Origin of the sequence: Flavobacterium flevense, from assembly GCF_900142775.1 — a bacterium.
In the GTDB taxonomy this organism is placed as follows: domain Bacteria; phylum Bacteroidota; class Bacteroidia; order Flavobacteriales; family Flavobacteriaceae; genus Flavobacterium; species Flavobacterium flevense.
This window is the reverse complement of the sequence record NZ_FRCC01000016.1, coordinates 47,912-59,945: the sequence shown is the minus strand read 5'-3', so window position 1 is coordinate 59,945 and position 12,034 is coordinate 47,912. Positions and strand designations below refer to the sequence as shown.

Here is a 12,034-nt window from a genome sequence, read left to right as displayed (position 1 = left end):
TATTTCTTTTCTTTTTCGTCCTTTGCTTTTTTCTCCTTATCGGTTTTTTCCTTTTCCATTGCCGATTGTTTTTGGGCATTTTCCAATTGCTTCATATAGGCTTCCATATTGACCATTAAGCCCGAAGCAGTTTTTAAGGGTACTGCAATACTTTCAAAAAAACCCTCGTCTAATTCTTCCGCTGTTCCTCTAAGATTAAGAGGGGGGATCAGTTGTTTGGCATTGTCTCCACATTGTTCGTTTTGGATTAGAATAGAAACAACCAGTTTGTTTTCTGTACCTCTTGATATAGTTAGCTGTAAATCGCCAGTGATTTCTAATTCTGCTATCTGATTGAAAAAATTAGTGTTCATCTTTTAAATTTTTAAAGTGTTATTTAATCCGTTTTTAATTACCGTTAATTTTTCGTGCATATCCAGCCAATAGGCTTTTTGTCTTTCATTGAAATCTGAAAAATCGTTATTCTCTTGTTGGTAGTCTTTGTATTCTGCCGTTATTTTGATAGCTTCATCAAGGTCGGTTACCTCAATAGCGTAACCGTTCAAATCAATTACTTCCATTCATCAAAAAATTTATGTTGATAGCGTTCGCACCAATTTTTGCAAATGAACTACACAGTTCAAATGCTTTTTGTGACTTTATTTGTGCTGTACCGCCTAATACAATGGATTGCAGTTTGGCTTCATCATCCTTATAATTACGTACATTTTGGTAGTAGCCAGTCACAGCATTATAAGCTCCAAATAATGTCCCTTTTGTGGTTTCCATCTGTTGGGTCTCATTAGTCATTGCATAAGCAAAAGCACTTTCAACAGTATTTTTGAACACGGTGGAGATTTCATCATTATTACCTTTTTTGATATGCTCTAGGGTTTCTTTATTGGGACAAAGTGCCAACTGTATCAATTTTTCTACCTCCTTATCACTTACTTTTACTTTCGCCCAGTCATTAAAGATGTTTTCTAATTGATTGCTAAACTCGTTTGCCAATCCCATTACTTTGTGGGCATTGTCCAAACGTTGTTTAGCTCCCGAAGTATGGCGAATGCGTACCACGTTACTCATATTGCGAAGTGAAGCGTTTAGGGTATTTTGACAAACAATTCGAACAGGAGTAAAAGCTGCGGTAATACTTCCACTACCATCGTGCGAAGTGGTTAGGAAAATATATTTTTCTGTTACATCATCGCCATTACCCACACGGATATAATCAGGCAGTTTTGCAGTTATGAAAATACGCTCTCCATTTCCTAAAGCCCCTGCGGTCTCGTATAAGATTCCGTCAGTACCTCCTACGATAGCATCAAAAAAACTAAAAGCCTCCCGATTTTGTACAATATGGTAGTCTTTGCCTACCACACCCAAAACGGTGTTGTTATCAGTACGCATAGTAGCAAAATAATTAGGCACGTTTAGTTCGTTGTCTCTAATTTCTATGCTGTTTGTATTTTCAATAATCCCTAAGCCTTTTGTGTATAGCGGACTTTTGATTACCTCATAATCCAGTCCTGCGTGTTGGATTGCTTCTGCACTTGTGGGATAATCTTGTACAATTTGTCCTAAACCGTGCCATGCTTTTTCCTGAACGCTTAAAAAAGAATAACGTCCAGTTTTTTCGTTGAAATTTAAATTATGTGCCATGATATTGAAATTTTAAAATTTGAAAAAAAATAAATGAATTGTGTTAGAATGGTAAATCGTCTCCATCTTCCTGATTTGGAGTTTTAGTTTTCTGTTCGTTGGTGCTTGTTTGAGCGTTTTCTGTTTTTTTACCGCCTCCATGCAATTTGATAGTTGAGGTATGGAAGTTTAAACTTGCTCTTAATTCTCCGTTATTGGCTGTCCACGGTCTTGTGCTAACTCTACCAGTGAGTTCTACCAAAGTGCTTTTGGTTAGTATCTTCACTACGTTTGGACTTATCCAGTAAGAGCAGTCAAAATAGGTAGTTTGTTCTATGCGTTCGCCTTGTTTGTTTCGGTAGTTGTCGTTAGTGGCTACTGAAAAGTTCACTACTTGTTTTTCTTTTGACGTTGTGCGTACTTCCGCATCCCTTGTCAGTCTTCCGATGATGTTCATAATCTTTACTTTTTAGAGTTAAATTTTTATTTTATTTATTCGGCAATGAGAGGAGGAGCTGTTTTGTTTCACTCTATTACCATTTCTAATGCTTTTGTTTTCCATTATTGACATTTTTTTTATTCGTCTAAAGAGCCGGAGTATGCTTTGTTTCGTTTCAGGAGCATAAAAGGTTAGTGTTTAGCAGGAGCAAGGTTTTGGCAAACAAATACAACCCGAATGGGTGGAGATTTTTTGACAAACCCGTAGGGCATGACCTTGTTCCTGCGTTAAGAACACTAGAATACCTTTGCTCTTGAAATGGGACAAAACAGCATACTGGCTCTTGAATAAAAAACAGTGGAAGCGATGAAAAAGGCATTGAGTAAATGGTTCAATGTGACAAGAGAAATAGACGTACCTTGGATAGAAATAGAATCATTTTACGTAAGATAGTATCCTCAGATATTTGTAAACGATACCAAAGAGAACGAATTAAATCGTTAGGAGATTTTTATGGAGAACAAAAAAAATTAACATCAAAAAGTTCTCGATATATGCCTGTGGCAGATAGGCATTGTTTGCTTTATTTCATGTAAAAAATCTAACTAACGTGTTTGATAATTTTACCAAATGAGTTAATGTAAAAAAAAGTAATATCAAAAAAAAATATTAGGAAAATTTAAAAGTAAAGTAGTAGAAACTTTATTTTTAACTTGTGTTCTAATTCAGTTTTTAATACATTTACATATATAAAAGTACATTGACTTACTGATATTAGATTGATTAAGAAAACAAAGGGCTGTAAAGTAAATCATTATAAATGAGACCTATTCGGCTACCCTTTTTTGTGGTACGCTTGGAAACACCAATAAAATCAACGAATTTAAGGAATAGGTAGGTAATCCTGCCACCCCGACAAAAACCTTCTTGATATTCAGGAAGGTTTTTTTTATTTCCGACCAATATGTTTTATGTCTATATTTTATATTCAAAATCAATTGCTAACTATTATGTTGGTTTTTCTTCTATGTCTTTAGAAGAAAGATTGCGTCGTCATTTAAGTTCCCATAAAGGTTTTACCGGAAGAGCTAAAGATTGGGAAATAGTGTATTTTGAATCTTTTGATACTAAAACTAATGCAATTTTGCGTGAGCAGGAAATAAAAAGATGGAAAAGTAAAGTGAAAATTGAAGCATTAATTTCAAAATTATAACGAGTTATCGCGTCCCGATTGAAAATCGGGAAGGCTGCAGGTTCGAATTTCCGTTTTCGGAATAAACTCTGCCACCCCGACAAAAAACCTTCTTGATATTCAGGAAGGTTTTTTTATTTCCGACCAATATGTTTATATTTTATATTCAAAATCAATTGCTAACTATTATGTTGGTTTTTCTTCTATGTCTTTAGAAGAAAGATTGCGTCGTCATTTAAGTTCCCATAAAGGTTTTACCGGAAGAGCTAAGATTGGGAAATAGTGTATTTTGAATCTTTTGATACTAAAACTAATGCAATTTTGCGTGAGCAGGAAATAAAAAGATGGAAAAGTAAAGTGAAAATTGAAGCATTAATTTCAAAATTATAACGAGTTATCGCGTCCCGATTGAAAATCGGGAAGGCTGCAGGTTCGAATTTCCGTTTTCGGAATAAACTCTGCCACCCCGACAAAAAACCTTCTTGTTATTCAGGAAGGTTTTTTTATTTCCGCCCAATATGTTTTATGTCTATATTTTATATTCAAAATCAATTGCTAACTATTATGTTGGTTTTTCTTCTATGTCTTTAGAAGAAAGATTACGTCGTCATTTAAGTTCCCATAAAGGTTTTACCGGAAGAGCTAAAGATTGGGAAATAGTGTATTTTGAATCTTTTGATACTAAAACTAATGCCATTTTGCGTGAGCAGGAAATAAAAAAGTGGAAAAGTAAAGTGAAAATTGAAGCATTAATTTCAAAATTATAACGAGTTATCGCGTCCCGATTGAAAATCGGGAAGGCCGCAGGTTCGAATTTCCGTTTTCGGAATAGACTCTGCCACCCCGACTAAAACCTTCTTGATTATTCAGGAAGGTTTTTTTATTTCCGACCAATATGTTTTATGGGATCAAGTTCAAAAGGGATCAATCCAAAAACCTGTGGAGAGATAAAATTAAGCATAAATATTAGTTAGTCTAAAAAGGAAGAATTCCACATTTCTGACTCCTCTGAATTGCGATCTAAAGGCTTTAATTTTTGCATTGAAAGATTCAGCTGAAGCATTAATCTCGCAGATTAAAAATCTTTTTGCACGCACTCTTATTTATTTTACCCTTCTGTTTCCAAGCTCAAACAAGTGAGTGTATCCCTTTTCTACGTTATAATTTTAAAAGAATTTTCTATAATTCTATAAAGACAGGGAACCCACTTTGCAATATCTTCACCAAAGTGTTTTTTGTGTTTTGAAAAGAGCCATCAAAGCAGTAGTTTTATAGTGAAAAGATGTTAGAGTTTACGGGGTAAAAAACCGGATAGTTATTAAAATAACGATAATTTAAAAACACAGGGAACAACACAAATTAATTGAACTGTTTACAAATAAATCGATATGATTTATTTTAAATAATATCCATCTCAAAATTGAAAAAGGTCGCTAAAATTCTATTGTATTTTATATTGTTTGTTATAACACTTTTTTTACTGATAGTTATTGCATTGCAAACTCCGTTCGGACAAAGTTTTATAAAAGACAAAGCAGTTAGTTATTTACAGGAAAAAATCAAGACAAAAGTAGCAGTAGGAAGTGTTGAAATTGGTTTGCCAAAGAAAATTGTCCTGCATGATTTTTATTTTGAAGATCAGTCTAAAGATACCTTACTAGCCGGAAAATCATTAAAAATAGATATTAGTTTATTTGAATTATTTAATAGTAAAGTTGAAATTAATAGTATCAAACTGGAGAAAATAACTGCCAATATTGAAGTAGATAAAGATTCTGTTTACAATTTTGATTATATCGTCAATGCTTTTGCAACAGCGGATGAACCCAAAACCAATGAGAAAGGGATGGAAATTGCTGTTAAAAGTATAGAGCTTGACACTATTAAATTTAGTTATAAAGATGCTGTTGCAAAAAATAATATTGCTCTGAAAGTACATCATTTTGATACTAAAATCAGGAAATTGGACTTGGACCAGTTGTTTTTTGATGTCCCTGAAATAAATTTAAACGGCCTACGGTTTAATTTAGATCAGGATTTGGTTGAAGCAACTAAAAAAGTAGCTGAAAAGATTGAAAAAGAAGCAGAAACGAATGTGTTAAAGCTCAACTTACAAAACATCAATCTTGAAAACATTGATGTTACTTATAAGGATGCCATCACAAATTTGGAAACCAAAATCAAATTTGAAAAATTAAAAACTAAGGTAAAAACCATTGATTTGGAAAAACAAATCATTGCGTTACATTCCATTGAATTAAATAAAACGAATGGTCAGCTTGCTTTGACAAATGCTCCAAAAGAAGAAAATCAAAAAGAAGAAGCTAATGCTGCCGAAAAATCTTCCGGTTTAGCCTGGAAAATTGATGCTGATGCTGTTTCAATCGCTCAATTCAATTTTGTATTCGATAATAATAATGAAATTCCGATTAAAAAGGGAATGGATTATAATCATTTGAAAATAAATGACTTAAATTTTGACGGAAAAGCAATTGCTATACGAGATAATGATTACAGCGGTATTATTAATGCTTTTACTTTTAAGGAAAAAAGTGGTTTTCAATTAGATGCATTACAAACAGAATTTAAGTATACTTCTAAAGCGGCTTCTCTTAAAAACCTGTCTGTAAAAACACCTCAGACCATTTTACAGGATAATGTTTTTGCCACTTATCCATCCATAGAATCCATTAGTAAAAATCCCGAAAACCTAACTTTAGATGTTCATTTAAAAAACAGCAAACTGGCATTTAAAGATATTTTGTTATTAGTACCCCAACTGGAATCGAATACTATTTTTAAAAACAATCCTAATACAATTGTCAATTTTAATGCGACGGTAACAGGGAAACTTGATGATTTAAAAATTACTACTTTCAAGGCTGACGGGATTGGAAATACTAAGGTTGATGTTAAGGGAACCATCAAAGGTTTACCCAATGTTGATAAATCAGTATTTAATCTGGCTATTGCAAACTTTGAAAGTACTGCAAAAGATATTTATGCTTTTACTCCTAAAAATACGGTTCCGAACAGCATTCAATTGCCTCAGAAATTCAATTTAAAAGGAAATTTTAAAGGAAGTGTCGCTGCATTTCAAACCAATTTAGATTTAAAAAGCTCATTAGGAAATGCCATTGTGGAAGCAACTTTTGATCAAACCAGAAAAAATAATGAAAAATACATAGCTGATGCCAGTGTTACTAATTTTGATGTAGGTACATTAATCAAAAATAAGCAACTTGGAAAAATTACAGCTAATGCAACTGTAAACGGAAGAAGTCTGGATCCTTCAACGGCAACGGCAAAACTCACTTCGAAAATTATTGCAGCTCAATTTAATGATTATAATTATCAGAATATAAATATTGATGGCACTGTTAAAAATGGTGTGTATGCAGCTAATGTGAGCTCCAGTGATCCCAATTTAAAATTTAAATTAGATGCCGAAGGTTCTTCAAATTCTAAAAAACCAACAATAGATTTGGAGTTAAATGCTGAATTTATTGATTTGAATAAGCTCAATCTACATGCCGGTCCATTAAAAATACGAGGTAACATTACCGCTAATTTTGATGATTTAAATCCGGATAATCTAAATGGAATATTAAACGTTAATAATTTTTTAGTCGCTTTAGAAAAAGAACAATTTCCGCTAGATACTATTTCTGTAAGAGCAGTTTCTACTGTGGAGAAAGATTCGATTATTATTAAATCGCAATTTGTAAGTGGATTAATTTCAGGTAATTACAAGCTTTCGACTATTGGTAATGCCCTTACGAATTCAGTTTCAAAATACTACCAATTAGATAAAAAGTATGTTGCAAATAAAGAAAACCAGCAACTGGCCTTTCAATTTACTATAAAAGACGAACCATTATTAAAAAAAATAGTTCCTCAAATTATAGAATTATCGGAAATTACTCTTGACGGAAAATACAATTCTATTAATGATTCAATAGTGATTAATGCTGCAGTTCCCAGTTTAAATTATGCTAACAATGAAATTTCTGCCGGCGTTTTAAAAGTTACTACAAAGGAAAATACATTGTTGTATGATTTGTCTTTAGGCCAAATTAAAAATGAGCAGTTTGAAATTCCAAAAACGACATTAATTGGCAAATTAGAAAACAACACCATTGATTATGCTTTAAATATTAAAGATGTAGAAGATAAAGACAAGTATTTAATTTCAGGTGTTTTTAAAGACAGTCTGGGAGCATCAATTGTGCATCTTAATCCGGAAAAACTGCTGTTAAATTATGAAGACTGGGCAGTAAATGCGAACAACGAAGTAAAATTAGAAAAAAACGGAATTGTTGTTCGGGATTTTGTACTTCAAAAAGACCAGCAGTCTTTTGGTATTCAGTCAGAGGAAAATAATGCTGCTTCACCAATTATAGCCAGTTTTAAGAATTTTGAATTGGAATCATTAACCAGTATTGCCAAATCAAATTTTGAAATTGGAGGAAAAATAAATGGGGAAGCCACGATAAAGAATGTTACTTCAAGTCCGTTATTTGTGGCTGATTTAGACATTGAAAATTTAAAAATAAAAAAGGATACTATAGGGAATATCAATGCAAAAGTGGATAATAAAACCACTAATTTATATAATGCTAATGTGACGCTGACAGGTTTAGAAAACCAATTGAACATTGACGGAAATTACAATATCAGTACTGAGAGTCTGGATTTTGTCGTTGATATTCAAAAACTTCAAATGAAATCAGTACAGGCGTTTACATTAGAAAATCTCAAAGAAAGCGAAGGATTTTTAAGCGGAAAACTGGATGTGAGCGGAAAAGCATCTAATCCCGATGTGAATGGGACTATTAAATTTAATTCGGTTGGATTTGTTGTTGTTCCTTTAAATTCTAAGTTTAAACTGCTGAATGATAATATTAATTTCCAGCAGAATAAAATTGTATTTGATGATTTTAAATTACAGGATGAAGACGGAAATCCTTTAAGTGTAAAAGGTTCCGTTGACAGCAGGGATTATACTAATTTGGGACTGGATTTAAATCTTACAGCACGAAATTTCAGAGCCATAAATTCTACCGCTAAAGACAATAAATTATTTTATGGGGAATTGTATTTAGACAATAATCTGGGAATAAAGGGAACTTTAAATAGTCCGGTGATTGATGGAACCGTTAAAATAAATGAAGATACTAAGTTTACTATTGTGTTGCCTCAAAACGATCCTTCGATTGCTGACAGAGAAGGTATTGTACAATTTATTGATCAGGATCAGCCTGTTTTAGTGACTGTTGAAGAAGACCCGACCAAACAAATTACACAAACTGAATTTAAAGGAATTGATGCTTCGGTAAATATTGGGATTGACAAAGAAGCTGAAATTTCGATTATTATTGATGAAGCTAATGGCGATTATCTAAAGTTAAAAGGAGAAGCCGAATTGACAGGCGGTATTGATCCATCAGGAAAAACCACTTTAACAGGAAAATATGAATTTACCGATGGTGCTTATCAAATGAATTTAAACCTGATTAAGAGAAAATTTGATATAAAATCAGGCAGTTATATTCTTTGGACCGGAGAACCTACCACTGCAAATGTAAATGTGACTGCAGTGTATAAAGTGGATGCACCACCTTTAGACTTAGTTAGTGATCAGATTGAAGGCATTACTGCTGAAGCCCGTAATACTTACAAACAAAGAATTCCTTTTGAAACAGAGTTGAAAATGAAGGGCGAATTATTAAAGCCTGAAATCACTTTTGATATTGTTTTACCGGAAGGAAACAATACGGTTTCGGCTGAAGTAATCAATACAACTCAGGCTAAATTAGAACAGATCAGACGGGATGAAGACGCGTTAAACAAACAGGTTTTTGCATTGCTTTTATTAAACCGGTTTATTGGTGAAAACCCTTTTGAAAGCGAAACCGGCGGTGTAAGCGGTGCCTTCTTAGCAAAACAGAGTGCCAGTAAAATTTTATCACAGCAGTTAAACAATTTGGCAGGTGATTTAATAAAAGGTTTTGAGCTGGATTTTGATCTTGAAGCGACCGAAAATTATACTTCAGGACAAAAACAAGAGCGTACTGATTTGAATGTGGGGCTTTCTAAAAAATTATTAAATGACCGTTTAAAAGTTACTGTGGGAAGCAGTTTTGGTCTGGAAGGAGCTCCGCAGCAAAACGAGCAATCTACAAACATTGCAGGAGATGTTTCAGCCGATTATCTGATAACCAAAGACGGTCGTTATAAATTGAGAGCCTATAGAAAAAATAATTATCAGGTAGCTTTGCAAGGTCAGGTTATTGAAACGGGTGTAGCCTTTATTATTACGATGGACTACAATAAGTTTAGAGAATTATTTCATAAAAAACGAAAAAACAGACAAAGAGACAACAGAAAAGACAATAAACGAAATGAGACTAAATAATTACATCTTGCTGTTTTTTTCAGTTTCAATACTATTGAGCTGTAGCGGAACGGGTAAAATTCCTAAAGGAGATTTATTGTATATTGGGCATACTATTGACATAGAAAAAGGCGAGGAATCTAAAAAAACAAGAAAACAAATTAAGTCAGAACTGGATGGATTGATTCGGCCTGTACCTAATAAATCGATATTAGGAATGCGTCCGGAAATCTTTTTTTATAATTTGATTGGAGAAGTAAAAAAAGAAAAAGGATTTAAGTATTGGGTCAAATACAAATTAGGAGCAGAACCTGTTTTAATGAGTAAAGTGGATTTAGAATACAACAAACAGGTGGTTCAGAATTATGTAGAAAACAAAGGTTTTTTTAATGCAGAAACAAAAGCGGATTCTACAACAAGAGGTAAAAAAGCCAAAGCTAATTATACGGTTAAACTTAACAATCAATACAAAATAAAGTCGGTTGTTTTTCCAAAAGATTCCATGGTTCTGAGTCAGGAAATTAATAAGTTAAAAGAAAAGAGCCTTTTAAAAGTGGGAAAAACCTATGATCTGGAAGATATTAAAAACGAAAGAGTGCGTATTGATGCTAATCTGAAAGAACAAGGGTTTTACTATTTTAACGAAAATTATTTATTAATTCAGGTAGACAGTACGGTTGCCAATCATGAAGTAGATTTATTTGTAAAAATAAAAAAGGAGACTCCGGAAAATGCCAAAAAACAATACCGAATCAATGATATTTTTGTTTATCCCAGTTTTAATTTAAGAAGAGATACTATTGCCCGAAGAAAACAGGACACTATTAAGTATCAGGATTTAAAAGTTATTGATAACAAAACTGTTTTCAAGCCTTTTATTTTTGATAAAACCTTGTTGTTTAATAAAGGCGATTTGTACAACAGAACCACTCATAACTTGTCCTTAAACCGATTAATTACATTGGGAACTTTCAAGTTTGTTAAAAATGAATTCGGAGTAAATGATTCTATAGAAAATCAATTGGATACCTATTATTATTTAACTCCGTTACCTAAAAAATCCATTCAGGTGGAAACTTTAGCTAAAACAAACTCGGCTAATTATTCAGGAACCGAATTAAACATAAACTGGAGTAACCGCAACACTTTTAAAGGTGCTGAATTGCTAAAAATATCCGCTTTTGCCGGTTTAGAAGTTCAGGTTTCCGGACAAAATAATGGTTTTAATGTATACCGTTTTGGAGGAGATGCCAGCCTGATCTGGCCACGGTTTATTTCTCCTTTCAGGATGAACTCCGGAAGCGCTTATGTTCCTAATACAAAAGCTTCTATTGGGTATGAATATCAACTGAGAACTAAATTATATTCCTTAAAAACATTAAATGCATCTTTTGGTTACATCTGGAAAGAAAACGAAAGAAAGGAACATAATCTTAATATTCTTAATATAGCGTATACTTCCCCCAATAATGTGTCTGATTTGTACAAGGAACAAATAGCAGCTAATCCTTCTTTGCAAAGAGTAATTGATAAACAGTTAATTTTTGGAACCACTTATTCGTATACCTATACTAATACGATGGTGCAAAATAAAAAACACAATATTTATTTTAAAGGAGGAATAGATTTATCCGGAAATTCATTGGGCTTGATTTTAGGTGCTAATGATTACAATAATCCTAAAAATATTTTAAGTGTTCCTTTTAGCCAATATACCAAAGCCGAAGTGGAATTTCGTCATTATCTGAACTTTGACAAGGAAACAAAATTAGCCAGCAGAATTATTATAGGTGCCGGAATTCCTTATGGAAATTCAAAAGAACTTCCTTTTATCAAGCAATTTTTTATAGGAGGAACCAGTAGTATTCGCGCTTTTAGAGCAAGGTCAATTGGACCGGGAACTTTTGATGGCAGTCAGACATCCAACACATTTTTGCCTGATCAGTCCGGAGATATTAAATTTGAATTCAGTACTGAGTTAAGAGGGCAAATATATAAAATAGTCAAAGGCGCTGTATTTGTAGATGCCGGAAATATTTGGCTTCTGAATGAAAACAGCGATAAACCCGGTGCTAAGTTTAGCGGTAAATTCCTGAATCAGCTCGCTATTGGGACAGGTGTTGGTTTGCGTTTTGATTTTGATTTCTTAGTTCTTCGAACTGATTTGGCTTTTCCGTTAAGAAAACCCTATTTGCCTAAAGGGCAGGAATGGGTAATTGACGATATTAATTTTGGTGACAGAAGCTGGAGAAAAGAAAATCTGATATTTAATCTTGCCATTGGTTATCCTTTTTAACGGCTGGTATTGTATAATAAAATCTTAAAATCTTGTAAACTTAACCTTAAGAAAAGGATGTAATTTTATTGAAATATCATAACAGTAAAA

At 33.1% G+C, this 12,034-nt stretch carries 10 protein-coding genes; 5 read left to right on the top strand and 5 right to left on the bottom strand.

Annotated features, from left to right (window positions below):
• The 4 genes from BUB89_RS17065 to BUB89_RS17050 form a co-directional block, all read right to left on the bottom strand.
• The coding region (locus BUB89_RS17065; RefSeq protein WP_143161165.1) for a PRTRC system protein E at positions 1-353 on the bottom strand (353 nt) is incomplete at its 3' end.
• A gap of 3 nt (positions 354-356) precedes the next feature.
• Complete coding sequence (locus BUB89_RS17060; RefSeq protein ID WP_073247319.1) at positions 357-560, bottom strand: hypothetical protein; 204 nt, start codon at positions 558-560, stop codon at positions 357-359.
• Positions 547-1,641 (bottom strand): DUF932 domain-containing protein, encoded by a 1,095-nt coding sequence (locus BUB89_RS17055; protein WP_073247316.1) that lies wholly within the window; start codon positions 1,639-1,641, stop codon positions 547-549. Before BUB89_RS17055 ends, BUB89_RS17060 begins: the two co-directional genes overlap by 14 nt.
• A 43-nt stretch (positions 1,642-1,684) precedes the next feature.
• A complete protein-coding gene (locus BUB89_RS17050) occupies positions 1,685-2,077 on the bottom strand; it encodes a single-stranded DNA-binding protein (RefSeq protein WP_073247314.1) in 393 nt (130 codons plus the stop codon).
• Between the two features lie 946 nt (positions 2,078-3,023).
• On the opposite strand from BUB89_RS17050, the gene BUB89_RS17045 reads away from it, so the two are divergent.
• From BUB89_RS17045 to BUB89_RS17035, 3 genes are all read left to right on the top strand, one after another.
• Positions 3,024-3,272, top strand: coding sequence for a GIY-YIG nuclease family protein (locus BUB89_RS17045; RefSeq protein WP_073247312.1), 249 nt, complete (start codon positions 3,024-3,026; stop codon positions 3,270-3,272).
• A 34-nt stretch (positions 3,273-3,306) separates the two neighbouring features.
• A complete protein-coding gene (locus BUB89_RS18355; protein ID WP_317048481.1) occupies positions 3,307-3,534 on the top strand; it encodes a GIY-YIG nuclease family protein in 228 nt (75 codons plus the stop codon).
• 235 nt (positions 3,535-3,769) lie between these two features.
• The gene (locus BUB89_RS17035) at positions 3,770-4,018 is read left to right on the top strand and encodes a GIY-YIG nuclease family protein (protein WP_073247310.1); all 249 of its coding nucleotides are present in this window, start codon (positions 3,770-3,772) and stop codon (positions 4,016-4,018) included.
• A gap of 186 nt (positions 4,019-4,204) precedes the next feature.
• Here BUB89_RS17035 and BUB89_RS18390 read toward each other — a convergent pair whose 3' ends face one another.
• Positions 4,205-4,348, bottom strand: a complete 144-nt coding sequence (locus tag BUB89_RS18390) for a transposase (RefSeq protein ID WP_234982687.1) — start codon at positions 4,346-4,348, stop codon at positions 4,205-4,207.
• Positions 4,349-4,671: 323 nt separating this feature from the next.
• On the opposite strand from BUB89_RS18390, the gene BUB89_RS17025 reads away from it, so the two are divergent.
• Both BUB89_RS17025 and tamL read left to right on the top strand, forming a co-directional pair.
• Entirely contained in the window at positions 4,672-9,669 is a 4,998-nt protein-coding gene (locus BUB89_RS17025; RefSeq protein ID WP_441316640.1) for a translocation/assembly module TamB domain-containing protein, read from the top strand.
• Positions 9,656-11,944 (top strand): translocation and assembly module lipoprotein TamL, encoded by a 2,289-nt coding sequence (gene tamL, locus BUB89_RS17020; protein WP_073247303.1) that lies wholly within the window; start codon positions 9,656-9,658, stop codon positions 11,942-11,944. The genes BUB89_RS17025 and tamL overlap by 14 nt, the downstream gene beginning before the upstream one ends.
• Positions 11,945-12,034 lie beyond the last annotated feature (90 nt).